We start from the raw sequence: 16119 nt of genomic DNA, 5'->3' as shown, positions 1-16119 counted from the left end.
AACAACCGCTCAGACCAGCCTTGGAGCGGACAATTCCTCCTCATCTTCTTCACCCGGGAGTACACGGACAGTGGCCGACCGACTGATCATCCGTGGCGCGCGCGAGCACAACCTGCGTGACGTCAGTCTCGACCTGCCCCGGGACGCCCTGATCGTGTTCACGGGGCTTTCCGGGTCGGGCAAGTCGAGCCTGGCCTTCGACACGATCTTCGCCGAGGGACAGCGCCGCTACGTCGAGTCGCTGTCGTCGTACGCACGGCAGTTCCTCGGCCAGATGGACAAGCCGGACGTCGACTTCATCGAGGGCCTGAGCCCGGCGGTCTCCATCGACCAGAAGTCCACCTCGCGCAACCCGCGCTCGACGGTGGGCACCATCACCGAGGTCTACGACTACCTCCGGCTGCTCTTCGCCCGCATCGGCGAGCCGCACTGCCCGGTCTGCGGCGAGCGGATCTCCCGGCAGACCCCGCAGCAGATCGTCGACCGGGTCCTCGCGATGGCCGAGGGCACCAAGTTCATGGTGCTCTCGCCCGTGGTGCGCGGCCGCAAGGGCGAGTACGTGGACCTCTTCGCCGAACTCCAGGCCAAGGGCTACGCCCGGGCCCGGGTCGACGGCGTGGTGCACCCGCTGACCGAGCCGCCGAAGCTGAAGAAGCAGGAGAAGCACACCATCGAGGTGGTGATCGACCGCCTCACGGTCAAGGCGAGCGCCAAGCAGCGGCTGACCGACTCGGTCGAGGCCGCCCTGGGCCTGTCCAACGGCCTGGTCCTGCTCGACTTCGTCGACCTGCCCGAGGACGATCCGGAACGCGAGCGGCGCTACTCCGAGCACCTGGCCTGCCCCAACGACCACCCGCTGGCGATCGAGGACCTGGAGCCCCGGGTCTTCTCCTTCAACGCGCCCTACGGCGCGTGCCCCGAGTGCACCGGCCTCGGCACCAAGAAGGAGGTCGACCCCGAGCTGGTCGTCCCCGACCCGGAGCGCACCCTGCGCGAGGGCGCGGTCCAGCCCTGGTCGACCGGGCACAACCTGGAATACTTCCTGCGCCTGCTGGAGGCCCTCGGCGCGGCCGAGCACTTCGACGTCGACACGCCGTGGCGGGCCCTGCCGTCGCGGGCGCAGAAGACGATCCTGCACGGCTCCGACGACCAGGTGCACGTGCGCTACCGCAACAAGTTCGGCCGCGAGCGCTCCTACTACACCGGCTTCGAGGGCGTGGTGCAGTGGATCGAGCGCCGGCACACCGACACCGAGTCGGAGTGGTCGCGCGAGAAGTACGAGGGCTACATGCGCGACGTGCCCTGCGCGGCCTGCGGGGGCGCCCGGCTCAAGCCCGAGGTGCTCGCGGTCACCCTGGCCGGCAGGAGCATCGCCGAGGTCTGCAACCTCTCCGTCGGCGAGGCCGCCGACCTGCTCGCCGGCATCGAGCTGACCGACCGGCAGAAGATGATCGCCGAGCGGGTGCTGAAGGAGATCAACGCCCGGCTGAAGTTCCTGCTCGACGTCGGTCTCGACTACCTGTCCCTGGACCGCCCGGCCGGCACCCTCTCCGGCGGCGAGGCGCAGCGCATCCGGCTGGCCACCCAGATCGGCTCCGGTCTGGTCGGGGTGCTCTACGTCCTCGACGAGCCGTCGATCGGGCTGCACCAGCGCGACAACCACCGGCTGATCGAGACCCTGGTCCGGCTGCGCGGCCTGGGCAACACGCTGATCGTCGTCGAGCACGACGAGGACACGATCCGCACCGCCGACTGGATCGTCGACATCGGCCCGGGCGCGGGCGAGCACGGCGGCAAGATCGTGCACAGCGGCTCCGTGCCGGCGCTGCTGGAGAACCCGGAGTCGGTGACCGGGGCCTACCTGTCGGGCCGCCGGTCGATCCCGATGCCGAAGGGACGCCGTCCGCAGACCCCGGAGCGGGAGCTGGTGGTGCACGGCGCGCGCGAGCACAACCTGCGCAACCTGACCGTCTCGTTCCCGCTCGGCCAGCTCATCGCCGTCACCGGGGTCAGTGGCTCCGGCAAGTCGACGCTGGTCAACGACATCCTCTACGCGGTGCTGGCCAACCAGATCAACGGGGCCCGGCTGGTCCCCGGCCGGCACACCCGGGTCTCCGGGCTGGAGCACGTCGACAAGGTGGTCGGCGTCGACCAGTCGCCGATCGGCCGCACGCCGCGGTCCAACCCGGCCACCTACACCGGGGTCTGGGACCACGTCCGCAAGCTCTTCGCCGAGACCACCGAGGCCAAGGTCCGGGGGTACGGCCCCGGCCGGTTCTCGTTCAACGTCAAGGGCGGCCGCTGCGAGGCGTGCTCCGGCGACGGCACGATCAAGATCGAGATGAACTTCCTGCCCGACGTGTACGTCCCGTGCGAGGTCTGCAAGGGCGCCCGCTACAACCGGGAGACCCTGGAGGTGCACTACAAGGGCAAGACCGTCTCCGACGTGCTGGAGATGCCGATCGAGGAGGCGGCCGAGTTCTTCTCCGCCATCCCGGCCATCCACCGGCACCTCAAGACGCTGGTCGACGTCGGCCTCGGCTACGTCCGGCTCGGCCAGCCCGCGCCCACGCTCTCCGGCGGCGAGGCGCAGCGGGTCAAGCTCGCCTCCGAGTTGCAGAAGCGCTCGACCGGGCGGACGGTCTACGTCCTCGACGAGCCGACCACCGGCCTGCACTTCGAGGACATCCGCAAGCTGCTGATGGTGCTGGAGGGCCTGGTCGACAAGGGCAACACGGTGATCACCATCGAGCACAACCTCGACGTGATCAAGACGGCCGACTGGCTGATCGACATGGGTCCCGAGGGCGGCCACCGGGGCGGCACGGTGCTCGCCACCGGCACCCCGGAGGAGGTCGCCGAGGTGCCCGGCAGCCACACCGGCCACTTCCTGCGGCAGGTGCTCAGGCTCGTCGGCGAGGCGAAGGGCGCGGCGGCGGCCACCTCCCGGGCGGCCAAGGCCAACGGCACCAAGTCCCGCGCCCGCAAGGTGCCGGCCGGGGCGCGCTGACGGCGCGCCGCCCGGCCGCCGGTACGCACCGTGGGGCCGTCCGGGCGGGCCGTGGGCCCGCCCGCCCGGCTCCACGGTCGCCGATCAGGTGAACCGTCGGGCAGAGTGATCCGTGTACCCGAGTGTGGCCGCGGATCATGACCAGGCGGCGGCAGCCGAGAGAAGGGCGAGGCATGAGTGACGATCAGGGGCTGACCGGGCCGGCGACGCGGACGCGACGCGCCCTCCTCACGGGCGCGGGCGCGGTCGGCGCGGCGGTGGTCCTGGCCGCCTGCGGCAGCGACGACTCCGGCGACGGGGCGGCCCCGACCAGCGGCGGCCCGCCGGTGCCCAGCACCGGTGACGCCGGCGGCGGCGACCGCGAGGGCGCGCAGTCGCTGGCCCGTACGGCCGACATCCCGGTCGGCGGCGGTACCGTCTATCCCGCCCAGGGCGTGGTGATCACGCAGCCGCGCGAGGGCGAGTTCAAGGGGTTCGACTCGATCTGCACCCACCAGGGTTGCCCGGTGACGAACGTCGACGGCGGCACCATCAACTGCACCTGCCACTTCAGCAAGTTCTCGATCGAGGACGGCTCGGTGAAGGGCGGCCCGGCCACCAAGCCGCTCCCGCCGAAGAACGTGAAGGTCACCGGCGACCAGATCTCGCTGGCCTGACCGGTCGGGTGCGGCCGGCGGCCCGACCGGGGTCGCCGGCCCCGCTCAGTCCGCGGCGGCGCTCGCCTCGACCGCCGGCCGCGCGCCCGTCGGCGGCGGCTCCCGCAGGGCGGTCGGCGGCAGGCTCCGCTCCAACAGCAGGATGCCGGCGACGCCGACGGCGTTGAGCAGCGCCAGCGCCAGCCAGGGCGCGGCGGTGTCGACCTCGTACAGGGTGCCGAAGAAGGCCGGCGCGACCATCGAGGCGATGGCGAAGGAATACTGGAAGGCCGCCAGGTAGCGGCCCCGGGCGGCGACCGGGGCGGCGGCCGCGGCCAGCGCGGCGGAGGCCGGCGCGTGCACCAGTTCCGCGACGGTGAACAGCAGCGTCGCCGCGACCAGCAGCGCGGCCACCACGCCGAGGCGCCCCGGGCCGAGGGTCGCCATGGCGAGCCCCCAGACCGTCCACAGGGCGGCGGCCAGCGCGACCGCACGGGTGCGTCGGTGGTGTGGCAGGCGGGCGCCGACAGGCGCGGACAGCAGGGCGACGAGGAACGCGTTGCCGGCCAGGACGGCGGAGGTCAGCCACGCGGGGCCCCGCAGGTCCGTGAGCATCATCGTGGGCAGGGCCAGGCCGAGCATCATGCTGCTCAGCGCGAAGACCGTGTTCAGGCCGATGAGGGCGAGGAACGGGCGGTCCCGGACCAGCGCGGCGTACCCGCCCCGCCCGGACCCCGCCGGGCGGTCGGTGGCCGGCGGGATCCGCACGCAGGCGGCGATGAGCACCGCGGCGAGGGCGAAGCAGGCCGCCGCCGCGTAGGCCACCGCGCGGTAGGTGCCGGCCCGCCCGTCGGCCACCACCACGCCCGTGGTCAGGCCCCCCACCGCCAGCCCGGCGGTACGGGCGCCGTTGCTGATCGCGTACCAGGTGTCCCGGGCCCAGCCGCCCGGGCTGCCGTCGGCGTAGTCGGCGACCGCCGTGAAGACGGCGGACCAGAAGAACCGCACGCCGACGGCGACCAGCGCCGCCGCCACGAAGACGCCGACCGGTCCTTTCACCCAGGCGTACGCCAGGTAGCCGGCGGCCTGGAGCAGCTGGGAGGCGACGACCACCGGCAGCGCCCCGGACCGGTCCGCCAGCGATCCCGCCCACAGCGGCACCGGCAGGGTGAGCACGGTCGCCGCGCTGAGCAGCACCCCCAGCAGCGCCAGGGGCACGTCGGTGAGCCGCAGGAAGTACACCAGCGACAGGGGCAGGAACAGCCCGTTGCCGACCGAGTCGACGGTGAGCGCCGCGACGAGGACGGCACCCCCTCGGCTGCGTCCCGCGGGGTTCGCACCCATCTCCCCGTGCCCCCCTCGCGTCACCTCCGCCAGGGGCGGATGCTAGCTGGGAGCGTTTTCGGCGGCACCGCAATTTCGGGCCGCCGGGCGGGCCGGGCCGGGACGCGCCGTCCCGGGAGCTGTCGGGGGCGCGGACTACGCTTGCTGCCGTGGCTGACCCCTCGACCTACCGCCCCGCGCCCGGCACCATCCCGGAGTCACCGGGGGTCTACCGGTTCCGCGACGGCACCGGCCGGGTGATCTACGTCGGCAAGGCGAAGAACCTGCGCAGCCGGCTCAACTCCTACTTCGCCGACCTGTGGGGCCTGCACCAGCGCACCCAGCAGATGGTCACCACCGCCGAGTCGGTGGACTGGGTCACCGTCGGCACCGAGGTCGAGGCGCTCCAGCTCGAATACACCTGGATCAAGCAGTACGACCCGCGTTTCAACGTCCGCTACCGCGACGACAAGTCCTACCCCTACCTCGCCGTCACCCTGGACGAGGAGTTCCCCCGGTTGCAGGTGATGCGGGGCGCCAAGCGCAAGGGGGTGCGCTACTTCGGGCCCTACTCGCACGCCTGGGCGATCCGCGAGACGCTCGACCTGCTGCTGCGGGTCTTCCCGGCGCGCACCTGCTCGGCCGGGGTGTTCAAGCGCGCCGGCCAGGTGGGCCGACCCTGCCTGCTGGGCTACATCGGCAAGTGCTCGGCCCCCTGCGTCGGCAGCGTCACCCCAGAGCGGCACCGGGAGATCGTCGACGGTTTCTGCGACTTCATGGGCGGCCGCACCGACACGATGGTGCGTCGGCTCGAACGGGAGATGACCGAGGCCAGCGAGCAGTTGGAGTTCGAGCGGGCGGCCCGGTTGCGCGACGACGTGGCCGCGCTGCGCCGGGCGATGGAGAAGCAGACAGTCGTGCTCGGCGACGGCACCGACGCCGACGTGGTCGCATTCGCCGACGACCCCCTCGAAGCGGCCGTCCAGGTCTTCCACGTGCGCGACGGCCGGGTCCGTGGCCAGCGCGGCTGGGTGGTGGAGAAGACCGAGGAGTTGAGCACGGGCGACCTGGTGCACCACTTCTGCACCCAGGTCTACGGCGGCGAGCAGGGCGAGGCCGACGTGCCCCGCGAACTGCTCGTGCCGGCGCTGCCCGCCGACGCCGACGCGCTGGCCGACTGGCTCTCCGGTCACCGGGGCAGCCGGGTGAGCCTGCGGGTGCCGCAGCGCGGCGACAAGCGGTCCCTGCTGGAGACCGTCGAGCGCAACGCCAAGGACGCCCTCGCCCGGCACAAGCTGCGTCGGGCCGGCGATCTGACCACCCGCAGCAAGGCGCTCGACGAGATCACCGAGGCGCTCGACATGCGCACCTCGCCGTTGCGCATCGAGTGTTTCGACATCTCCCAGATGCAGGGCACCGACGTGGTGGCGAGCATGGTCGTCTTCGAGGACGGGCTGCCCCGCAAGAGCGAATACCGGCGCTTCATCATCCGGGGCGCCACCGACGACCTCTCCGCCATGTCCGAGGTGCTGAGCCGCCGCTTCGCCCGCTACCTCGACGCCCGCGCCGAGACCGGCGAGGCGGGCGTCGAGCCGGCCGACGACCCCGCCGCCCCGGCCGGGCAGGGCGAGCCCGACGAGCCGAGGGTCGGCACCCTGATCGACCCGACCACCGGGCGCCCGCGCAGGTTCGCGTACCCGCCGCAGCTGGTGGTGGTCGACGGCGGTGCGCCGCAGGTCGCGGCGGCGGCCCAGGCCCTGGCGGAGCTGGGCGTAGACGACGTGGCGCTGTGCGGCCTGGCCAAGCGGCTGGAGGAGGTCTGGCTGCCCGACGACGAGTTCCCGGTCATCCTGCCGCGCACCTCCGAGGGGCTCTACCTGCTGCAACGGGTGCGCGACGAGGCGCACCGCTTCGCCATCACCTTCCACCGCCAGCGGCGCTCCAAGCGGATGACCGAGTCGGCGCTGGACAGGGTGCCCGGCCTGGGGGAGGTGCGGCGCAAGGCGCTGCTGCGGCACTTCGGCTCGCTCAAGCGGCTCTCCGCGGCCACCGTGGAGGAGATCACCGAGGTGCCCGGCGTGGGCCGGCGCACCGCCGAGGCGATCCTCGCCGCGCTGGGCGGCGAGGCGAAGGCCCCGGCGGCGGAGTGACCGCCCCGCCGTCGGCGGCGCGTCGACCCACGCGCCGACGCCTGGCCGGGTGGCGCGGCCGGCCGGCCGTCACTCGGCCAGGACGGCCAGGATCTGCTCGCCGTACTTCGCGAGCTTGTTCTCGCCGACGCCGCTGACCGCGGACAGCTCGGCCAGCGAGGTGGGTGCGTCGGTGGCGATCTGCCGCAGCGTGGCGTCGTGGAAGATCACGTACGCCGGGACGCCCTGTTCCTTGGCGGCGGCCCCCCGCCAGGCGCGCAGCCGCTCGAAGACCCCGGCGGCGGTCGGGGACAACTCGGCGACGACGGTGGCCGCCCCGCGGGGCTTGGCCGACCGGGACGAGGCGACCTTCTCCGGCTCGCGGCGCATCATCACCGTGCGGCGGCGGCCCAGCACCTCCGCGCTGGCCTCGGTGAGGGCCAGCGTGCCGTAGTCGCCCTCGACGGCCAGCAGCCCCTCGGCCAGCAGTTGCCGCACCACGCCGCGCCACTCGGCCTCGCGCAGCTCGCCGCCGATGCCGAAGACGGTCAGCGAGTCGTGGCCGTACTGGGTGACCTTGTCGGTCGTGCGGCCGAGCAGGATGTCGACGCAGTGCCCCGCGCCGAAGCGCTGGTTGCGTTCCCGGTCGAGACGGAAGACCGTGGAGAGCAGCTTCTGCGCCGCGACCGTGCCGTCCCAGGACTCCGGCGGGCTGAGGCAGGTGTCGCAGTTGCCACAGGCGGTGGCCGCCTTCTCGCCGAAGTAGTCGAGCAGCTGGCCGCGCCGGCAGCGGACCGTCTCGCAGAGGGCGAGCATCGCGTCGAGGTGGGCGGCGAGGTTGCGCCGGTGGGCGAGGTCCCCGTCGGATGTCTCGATCATCTTGCGCTGCTGCACCACGTCCTGGAGCCCGTACGCCAGCCAGGCGGTCGACGGCAGCCCGTCGCGCCCGGCGCGACCGGTCTCCTGGTAGTAGCCCTCGACCGACTTCGGTAGGTCGAGGTGGGCGACGAAGCGGACGTCGGGCTTGTCGATGCCCATGCCGAACGCGATGGTCGCCACCATCACCAGGCCGTCCTCGCGCAGGAAGCGCTGCTGGTTGCGCGCGCGGGTCGCCGCGTCCAGGCCGGCGTGGTAGGGCAGCGCGGCGACGCCGTTGGCGGTGAGGAACTCCGCCGTCTTCTCCACCGAGGCGCGCGACAGGCAGTAGACGATGCCCGCGTCGCCGGGGTGCTCGTCGCGCAGCAGGCTCAGCAACTGCTTGCGGGGCTCGCGCTTGGGTACGATCCGGTACTGGATGTTGGGCCGGTCGAAGCTGGCCACGAAGTGCCGGGCGTCGGTGAGCTTGAGCCGGGTCGCGATCTCGTCGCGGGTCGCGCTGGTCGCGGTGGCGGTGAGCGCGATGCGGGGCACGTCGGGCCAGCGCTCGTGCAGCATCGACAGGGCGAGGTAGTCGGGGCGGAAGTCGTGCCCCCACTGCGACACGCAGTGCGCCTCGTCGATGGCGAACAGGGCGATCCTGCCCCGGTCGAGCAGCTGCTGCACCCCGCGGGTGCCCAACGCCTCCGGGGCGAGGTAGAGCAGGTCCAGCTCGCCGCCGACGAAGGCCCGTTCCACCACGCGGCGGGCGTCGAGATCCTGGGTCGAGTTGAGGAAGCCGGCCCGGACGCCGACCGCCGTCAGCGCGTCGACCTGGTCCTGCATGAGCGCGATCAGCGGGGAGACGACCACCGCCACGCCGTCGCGGACCAGCGCGGGGATCTGGTAGCACAGCGACTTGCCGCCGCCGGTGGGCATCAGCACCAGCGCGTCGCCGCCGGCCACCACGTGGTCGATCACCTCCTGCTGGAAGCCGCGGAAGGCGTCGTAGCCGAAGATCCGGCGCAGCACCTCCAGGGCGTCGGAGGAGCGCAGGTCGGTGGGGGAAGCCATCCGGGGATTCTACGAACCTCCCCCGACAGCCGGCGGACCCGAGCGGGCGGGTCGCGCCGGGGGACGATCCTGCGGTACGGCGACCGGGGGAGGACGGCACGCCCGCCGCCCACCGGTGCCGCCGGTGCCACCGGAGGCGAGGATCACCCGGTCGCCGACGGGGCGGCCGCGGATCAGCCGGGTGTCCGCCTGTCGGGAGCACGACCCTCGCGCCCCGGTCCGACGCCCGCCGGGGCGGCGCGGCCACGGCGGCGGCCCGGGACGTGCCGGCGACGCGCGGGGTGCGGGATAGAGTCGCTGATTGACCACGCGCGGCCGGGGGTGCCGGCCGCGGCGCCACGGCTTGGGGGTAGTGGGTGAGCGAGGCGCGTACGGCCGAGGAACGGGGCGTGACGGTGACCGGGCAGCAGACACCGGCGGAGTCGGACACCACCCTGGTGGTGGTCACCGGGCTCTCCGGCGGCGGCCGCAGCACGGTGGCGAGGGCGCTGGAGAACGTCGGGTTCTACGTGGTGGACAACCTGCCGCAGGCGCTCATGCTCGACATGGCCGAGCTGGCGTTCAAGGCGGGCGGGGCGGCCCGGCGTACGGCGATGGTGCTGGACGTGCGCTCGCGTGCCTTCTCCACCGACCTGGCGGGGGCGATCCGGGAGCTCAAGGAGCGCGGCTTCTCGCCCCGGGTGGTCTTCGTCGACGCCGACGACGAGGTGCTGATCCGGCGGTTCGAGAGCGTCCGGCGCTCGCACCCGTTGCAGGGCGACGGGCGGCTCGCCGACGGCATCGCGGTCGAACGCGGCCTGCTGGAGGAGGCCCGAGACCAGGCCGACGTGATCATCGACACCAGCCATCTGAACGTCAACCAGCTGCGCCGTCGCGTCGAGGAGCTCTTCGGCGGCGAGGACGCCCGCCGTCTGCGGGTCACCGTGCTCTCCTTCGGCTTCAAGTACGGCCTGCCGCCGGACGCCGACTTCGTGCTCGACGCCCGGTTCCTGCCCAACCCGTACTGGGTGCCGGAGCTGCGTGAGCACACCGGCCGGGACGAGGCGGTCAGCTCGTACGTGCTGGGGCAGGAGGGCGCGGACGCCTTCGTCGGGTCGTACGCCGACCTGGTCAACGCCACCACCGTCGGCTTCGAGCGGGAGGGCAAGCGCTACCTGACCGTGGCGGTCGGCTGCACCGGCGGCAAGCACCGCAGCGTGGCCATCGCCGAGGAGCTGGCCGCCCGGCTGCGCCACTCCGGTCTGGCGGCCAACGCCCAGCACCGCGACCTGGGGCGCGAGTGACGGCGACGCGCGTGGTCGCCTTCGGCGGCGGGCACGGCCTGTCCGCCTCGCTGCGTGCCCTGCGCCGCTGCGCCCCCGAGCTGGACCTCGACATCACGGCGGTGGTCACCGTCGGCGACGACGGCGGCTCCAGCGGCCGGCTGCGGGCCGAGCGGGGCGGCCTGCCCCCGGGCGACCTGCGGCAGGCGCTGGTCGCGCTGGCGGGGGACCACCCGGCCACCCGGCGCAGTGCCAAGCTCTTCCAGCACCGCTTCGCCGAGGTGCCGCCGCCCGCCGACGGCCCGGCTCCCGGCGGGGACCTGTCGGCGGGGCGCCCGCTGGTCTCCGGTGCCGGACGGGCCCCTTCCGGCCCGCAGCCGGCCGGGCTCGCCGGTGGGCGGGCGGGTGCCGGTGCGGCCGGGCGGGCCGGCGACGGCGCCGGCGGGCTGGCCGGGCACGCGGTGGGCAACCTGGTGCTCTGCGGGCTGATGGAGCTGCTCGGCGACCCGGTGGCCGCCCTGGAGCACGCCGGCGCGATGCTCGGCGCGGTCGGCCGGGTGCTGCCGATGTCGTGCGAGCCGGTGGGGATCGAGGCGCGGGTACGCGGCGCCGACCCGCGCCGGCCGGACGAGGTGCGCACGATCACCGGCCAGCACCAGGTCGCGGTGACCACCGGACGGGTGGAGTCGTTGCGGCTCACCCCGGTCGCGCCGGAGGCCTGCCCGCAGGCGGTCGCCGCGATCGGCGCGGCGGACTGGCTGATCTTCGGGCCGGGCAGTTGGTACACGAGCGTGCTGCCGCACCTGCTGGTGCCGCAGCTCGCCGCCGCGATCGTCGCCAGCCCGGCGCGGCGGCTCGTCACGCTGAACCTCGCCGCCGAGAAGGAGACCTCCGGGCTCTCCCAGGCCGGCCACCTGGCCGCGCTGCGCCGGTACCTGCCGGAGCTGAGGGTCGACCGTGTGGTCGCCGATTCCAAGGCGGCGGGTGACCCCGAACCGGTCGAACGTGCGGCAGAATCGCTGGGTGCCCGCCTGGTCCTCGCTCCCGTCGCGGTCACCGACGGCACTCCCCGTCATGATCCGGCCGCCCTGGGCGCCGCACTGGTGCCTGTCCTGGGCGCCGATCGTTAGACACGTACGTAATCTCCGGCGACACGCCGGAACAGGTCCGTGAGGGGACGCACAATGGCGATGACGGCTGCGGTCAAGGACGAGCTGAGTCGGGTCGACGTGCCCAAGCCCTGCTGCCGGCGGGCGGAGATGGCGGCGCTGCTGCGCTTCGCCGGCGGGCTGCACATCGTCTCCGGTCGGGTCGTGGTGGAGGCCGAACTCGACACGGGGGCGGTGGCCCGACGGCTGCGACGGGAGATCGCGGAGGTCTACGGCTATCCGAGTGAGATCCACGTGCTCGCGTCCGGTGGCCTGCGCAAGGGCAGCCACTTCATCGTGCGGGTGGTCAAGGACGGTGAGGCCCTCGCACGGCAGACCGGGCTGCTGGACGTGCGGGGACGCCCGGTGCGGGGGCTGCCGCCGCACGTCGTCGCCGCGAACGTCTGCTGCGCGGTGTCGGCCTGGCGCGGCGCGTTCATGGCGCACGGCTCGCTGACCGAGCCGGGCCGCTCCAGCGCGCTGGAGATCACCTGCCCCGGCCCGGAGTCCGCGCTGGCGCTGGTGGGCGCGGCCCGCCGGATCGGCATCACCGCCAAGAACCGCGAGGTGCGCGGCGTGGACCGGGTGGTGGTCAAGGACGGCGACGCGATCGCCGCGCTGCTCACCCGGATCGGCGCCCACTCCAGCGTGCTGGCCTGGGAGGAGCGGCGGGTGCGCCGCGAGGTGCGGGCCACGGCGAACCGGCTGGCCAACTTCGACGACGCCAACCTGCGCCGCTCGGCGCGGGCCGCGGTCGCCGCCGCCGCCCGGGTGACCCGGGCGCTGGAGATCCTCGCCGAGGACGCGCCCAACCACCTCACCTCCGCCGGCCGGCTGCGCCTGGAGCACCGGCAGGCCTCGCTGGAGGAGCTGGGCGCGCTGGCCGATCCGCCGTTGACCAAGGACGCGATCGCCGGCCGGATCCGCCGGTTGCTGGCGCTGGCCGACAAGCGGGCCCGGGACCTGGGCATCCCGGATACGGAAGCAGCCGTCACGCCCGACATGCTCGTGGTCTGATAGGACGGTGCGGGTCGGCGGTGCCGGTGGGATCACCACCCGGCGCTGCACTGCGTCGCACGCTCGGATAAGGTCGCTGCGTACGGCAAGGGGGCCGGCACAGGCACTCCTCGCCGTGCACACCGCCTCGGGCGGTCAGGTCCTTCGAGACCGCGGCGGGGTGGCCGAGATGAACCGTCAACGGCCGGCTCCAACGGTCGGCGCACACACCTCCGCCGGCCCGGGTCTTATGCCGGCGGACCAGAACGCAAGGAGATGGGACCTGTGACCATCCGGGTTGGCATCAACGGCTTCGGCCGGATCGGCCGCAACTTCTTCCGGGCAGTGCTGGCGTCCGGCGCTGACATCGAGGTCGTGGCGGTCAACGACCTGACCGACAACGCGACGCTCGCCCACCTGCTCAAGTACGACAGCATCCTGGGCCGCCTGCCGCACGAGGTGAAGGCCACCGCCGACGAGATCACCGTGGGCGGCAAGACCATCAAGGCGTTCGCCGAGAAGGACCCGGCGAAGCTGCCGTGGGGCGAGGTCGGCGCGGACGTGGTCATCGAGTCCACCGGCTTCTTCACCGACGCCACCAAGGCGAAGGCGCACGTCGACGGCGGGGCCAAGAAGGTCATCATCTCCGCCCCGGCGAAGAACGAGGACGTCACGGTCGTCATGGGCGTCAACCACGACCAGTACGACCCGGCCAAGCACACCATCATCTCGAACGCCTCCTGCACCACCAACTGCCTCGCGCCGATGGCGAAGGTCCTGCACGACACGTTCGGCATCCAGCACGGCCTGATGACGACGATCCACGCGTACACCCAGGACCAGAACCTCCAGGACGCGCCGCACAAGGACCTGCGTCGGGCCCGCGCCGCCGCGCTGAACATCGTGCCGACCTCGACCGGCGCGGCGAAGGCGATCGGCCTGGTGCTGCCGGAGCTGAAGGGCAAGCTGGACGGCTACGCGCTGCGGGTGCCGATCCCGACCGGCTCGGCCACCGACCTCACGGTCGACGTCAACCGGGAGACCACGGTGGACGAGGTCAACGCCGCGCTGAAGGCCGCCGCCGACGGCCCGCTCAAGGGCATCCTGGTCTACAACGAGGACCCGATCGTCTCCTCGGACATCGTCACCGACCCGGCCTCGTGCATCTTCGACGCGCCGCTGACCAAGGTCGTCGGCAACCAGGTCAAGGTCGTCGGCTGGTACGACAACGAGTGGGGCTACTCGAACCGCCTGGTCGACCTGGTCAAGCTGGTCGGTCAGTCGCTGTGAGCATCCGTACCCTCGACGACCTGCTCGCCGAGGGGGTGTCGGGTCGGCGCGTGCTGGTGCGCGCCGACCTGAACGTCCCACTCGACAAGCAGTCCGGCGACATCACCGACGACGGCCGCATCCGGGCCGTGCTGCCCACCCTGGGCGCCCTCACCGGAGCCGGCGCCAAGGTGGTCGTCTGCTCGCACCTGGGCCGCCCGAAGGGCGCCCCGGACCCGCGGTTCAGCCTGCGCCCGGTCGCCGGGCGCCTCGGCGAGCTGCTCGGCGCGCCGGTGCACTTCGCCACCGACACCGTGGGCGAGTCCGCCCGTTCCACCGTGGACGCGCTCGCCGACGGCGAGGTCGCGCTGCTGGAGAACCTGCGCTTCAACGCCGGTGAGACCAGCAAGGACGACACCGAGCGCGGCGCCTTCGCCGACCAGCTCGCCGCGTTCGGCGACGCCTACGTCGACGACGCGTTCGGCGCGGTGCACCGCAAGCACGCCAGCGTCCACGACGTGCCGGCCCGGCTGCCGCACGTCGCGGGCCGGCTGGTGCTGCGCGAGGTGGAGGTCCTGTCCCGGCTGACCGGCGAGCCGGAGCGCCCCTACGTCGTGGTGCTCGGCGGCTCGAAGGTCTCCGACAAGCTGGCGGTGATCGAGGCGCTGCTGCCGTCGGTCGACCGGCTGCTCATCGGCGGCGGGATGTGCTTCACCTTCCTCAAGGCGCAGGGCCACGAGGTGGGCTCCTCGCTGCTGGAGGAGGAGATGGTCGAGACCTGCCGCAACCTGCTGGAACGCTCCGAGGGCAAGATCATGCTCCCGGTCGACGTGGTGGCCGCGGACGCGTTCGCCCCGGACGCCGCACACGACACCGTGCCGGCCGACGGCATCCCCAGCAAGCGGGTCGGGCTCGACATCGGGCCGGAGACGGTCGCCGGGTTCGCCGCCGCCCTCAAGGGCGCGCGGACGATCTTCTGGAACGGCCCGATGGGCGTGTTCGAGATGCCGGCGTTCGCCCACGGCACCCGCGGGATCGCCGAGACGATCGCGAAGACCGACGCGTTCACCGTCGTCGGCGGCGGCGACTCCGCCGCCGCGGTACGGGCGCTCGGGCTGGACGAGTCGTCCTTCGGGCACATCTCCACCGGCGGTGGCGCCTCCCTGGAATACCTGGAGGGCAAGACCCTCCCCGGCATCGCGGCCCTGGAGAACTGATGGCGAGCGTCACCCGCCGGCCCCTGATGGCCGGCAACTGGAAGATGAACTGCAACCACCTCGAGGCCAACCTGCTGGTGCAGAAGCTGGCGGCCAGCCTCACCGAGAAGCAGCTCACCGACGTCGAGACGGTGGTCCTGCCGCCGTTCACCGACCTGCGTACGGTGCAGACCGCCGTCGACGGCGACAAGCTGCTCATCGGCTACGGCGGGCAGGACCTCTCGCCGCACGCGTCGGGGGCCTACACCGGGGACATCTCCGGCCCGATGCTGGCGAAGCTGGGCTGCACCTACGTGGTGATCGGGCACTCGGAGCGGCGGGCCTACCACCACGAGGACGACGCGATCGTCAACGCCAAGGTGCAGGCGGCGCTGACCCACGGGCTCACCCCGATCCTCTGCGTGGGGGAGGGGCTGGACGTCCGGGACAAGGGCACCCACGTGGCGCACTGCAGCGACCAGCTCGACGGCGCCCTGAAGGGGCTCACCGCCGAGCAGGTGCAGAAGGTCGTGGTGGCGTACGAGCCGGTCTGGGCGATCGGCACGGGCAAGACCGCCACCCCGGAGGACGCCCAGGAGGTGTGCGGCGCGGTCCGTCAGCGCCTGGCCGAGTCCTTCGGCCAGGACACCGCCGACAAGGTCCGGGTCCTCTACGGCGGGTCGGTCAAGTCCTCGAACGTCGCGGCGATCATGGCCCAGCCGGACGTCGACGGGGCGCTCGTGGGCGGCGCGAGCCTGGACGCCGAGGAGTTCGCGAAGATCTGCCGGTTCCCGGAGCACATCTCCCGCTGATCGCTCGCTATCCTTGACTCCGCCCGTCCGTCGGTCGGTGCCACCGTGCCCGATCTGCCCGGGCGAGGATCGTAACGAGAGGACTGACCCCAGCCATGCCGATCTGGTTCGCATACACGTTGATCGTGTTGCTGGTCATCACGAGCATCCTGCTGACGATGCTGATCCTGCTGCACCGCGGTAAGGGCGGCGGGTTGTCGAGCATGTTCGGCGGTGGCGTCAGCTCCAGCCTCGCCGGTTCCTCGGTGGCGGAGAAGAACCTCGACCGCTACACCGTCCTGGTGGGCATCGTCTGGTTCGCCTGCATCGTCGGGTTGGGGCTCTGGCTCCGCCTCCAGATGGCCAGCGGCACGGTCTGAGCCCGCCAAGTCGTACAATTTGCGCGCGGCCCGTCGACGACGGGCCGCGCG

Annotated in this window: 12 protein-coding genes; 10 read left to right on the top strand and 2 right to left on the bottom strand. The window is 72.8% G+C overall.

All coding sequences use genetic code 11. The features are described from left to right. Positions 1-70 precede the first annotated feature (70 nt). Positions 71-3010, top strand: coding sequence for an excinuclease ABC subunit UvrA (uvrA, locus tag ACFHW0_RS00325; protein WP_416604652.1), 2940 nt, complete (start codon positions 71-73; stop codon positions 3008-3010). Positions 3011-3183: 173 nt separating this feature from the next. Then, positions 3184-3666, top strand: coding sequence for a Rieske (2Fe-2S) protein (locus tag ACFHW0_RS00320; RefSeq protein ID WP_121400668.1), 483 nt, complete (start codon positions 3184-3186; stop codon positions 3664-3666). Positions 3667-3711: 45 nt separating this feature from the next. On the opposite strand, the gene ACFHW0_RS00315 is transcribed toward ACFHW0_RS00320, so the two are convergent. Next, positions 3712-4989, bottom strand: coding sequence for an MFS transporter (locus ACFHW0_RS00315; protein ID WP_416604651.1), 1278 nt, complete (start codon positions 4987-4989; stop codon positions 3712-3714). 149 nt (positions 4990-5138) lie between these two features. Here ACFHW0_RS00315 and uvrC point away from each other — a divergent pair, with 149 nt between their 5' ends. Then, a complete protein-coding gene (uvrC, locus tag ACFHW0_RS00310) occupies positions 5139-7118 on the top strand; it encodes an excinuclease ABC subunit UvrC (RefSeq protein WP_416604650.1) in 1980 nt (659 codons plus the stop codon). 69 nt (positions 7119-7187) lie between these two features. On the opposite strand, the gene recQ is transcribed toward uvrC, so the two are convergent. Continuing rightward, positions 7188-9026: a DNA helicase RecQ gene (recQ, locus tag ACFHW0_RS00305; protein ID WP_416604648.1), complete on the bottom strand. Its 1839-nt coding sequence runs from the start codon at positions 9024-9026 to the stop codon at positions 7188-7190. Positions 9027-9421: 395 nt separating this feature from the next. On the opposite strand from recQ, the gene rapZ reads away from it, so the two are divergent. The 7 genes from rapZ (at position 9422) to secG (ending at position 16068) form a co-directional block, all read left to right on the top strand. Then, positions 9422-10309, top strand: a complete 888-nt coding sequence (rapZ, locus tag ACFHW0_RS00300) for an RNase adapter RapZ (RefSeq protein WP_121400930.1) — start codon at positions 9422-9424, stop codon at positions 10307-10309. Continuing rightward, the gene (locus ACFHW0_RS00295; protein WP_416604646.1) at positions 10306-11418 is read left to right on the top strand and encodes a gluconeogenesis factor YvcK family protein; all 1113 of its coding nucleotides are present in this window, start codon (positions 10306-10308) and stop codon (positions 11416-11418) included. The genes rapZ and ACFHW0_RS00295 overlap by 4 nt, the downstream gene beginning before the upstream one ends. 54 nt (positions 11419-11472) lie before the next feature. Next, positions 11473-12453: a DNA-binding protein WhiA gene (whiA, locus tag ACFHW0_RS00290; protein ID WP_088999356.1), complete on the top strand. Its 981-nt coding sequence runs from the start codon at positions 11473-11475 to the stop codon at positions 12451-12453. Between the two features lie 264 nt (positions 12454-12717). Beyond that, positions 12718-13722, top strand: a complete 1005-nt coding sequence (gene gap, locus ACFHW0_RS00285) for a type I glyceraldehyde-3-phosphate dehydrogenase (RefSeq protein ID WP_358090455.1) — start codon at positions 12718-12720, stop codon at positions 13720-13722. Beyond that, complete coding sequence (locus ACFHW0_RS00280; protein WP_416604643.1) at positions 13719-14918, top strand: phosphoglycerate kinase; 1200 nt, start codon at positions 13719-13721, stop codon at positions 14916-14918. Before gap ends, ACFHW0_RS00280 begins: the two co-directional genes overlap by 4 nt. After that, positions 14918-15709: a triose-phosphate isomerase gene (gene tpiA, locus ACFHW0_RS00275; protein ID WP_416604642.1), complete on the top strand. Its 792-nt coding sequence runs from the start codon at positions 14918-14920 to the stop codon at positions 15707-15709. Before ACFHW0_RS00280 ends, tpiA begins: the two co-directional genes overlap by 1 nt. 95 nt (positions 15710-15804) lie before the next feature. Beyond that, positions 15805-16068 carry a preprotein translocase subunit SecG gene (secG, locus tag ACFHW0_RS00270; RefSeq protein ID WP_121400676.1) on the top strand — a complete coding sequence of 88 codons (264 nt, stop codon included), beginning with the start codon at positions 15805-15807 and terminating at the stop codon, positions 16066-16068. Positions 16069-16119: the final 51 nt, after the last annotated feature.

Origin of the sequence: Micromonospora sp. LOL_025 (assembly GCF_048060285.1) — a bacterium.
Classification (GTDB): Bacteria; Actinomycetota; Actinomycetes; order Mycobacteriales; family Micromonosporaceae; genus Micromonospora.
Note: the sequence above shows the minus strand (reverse complement) of the source record. Positions and strands in the feature narration are given on the sequence as shown.

Coding starts and splice junctions, on each gene's coding strand:
- ACFHW0_RS00320 (WP_121400668.1), top strand. CDS start 3,184: ATGAGTGACGATCAGGGGCTGACCGGGCCGGCGACGCGGACGCGACGC.
- recQ (WP_416604648.1), bottom strand. CDS start 9,026: ATGGCTTCCCCCACCGACCTGCGCTCCTCCGACGCCCTGGAGGTGCTG.
- ACFHW0_RS00315 (WP_416604651.1), bottom strand. CDS start 4,989: ATGGGTGCGAACCCCGCGGGACGCAGCCGAGGGGGTGCCGTCCTCGTC.
- secG (WP_121400676.1), top strand. CDS start 15,805: ATGCCGATCTGGTTCGCATACACGTTGATCGTGTTGCTGGTCATCACG.
- whiA (WP_088999356.1), top strand. CDS start 11,473: ATGGCGATGACGGCTGCGGTCAAGGACGAGCTGAGTCGGGTCGACGTG.
- tpiA (WP_416604642.1), top strand. CDS start 14,918: ATGGCGAGCGTCACCCGCCGGCCCCTGATGGCCGGCAACTGGAAGATG.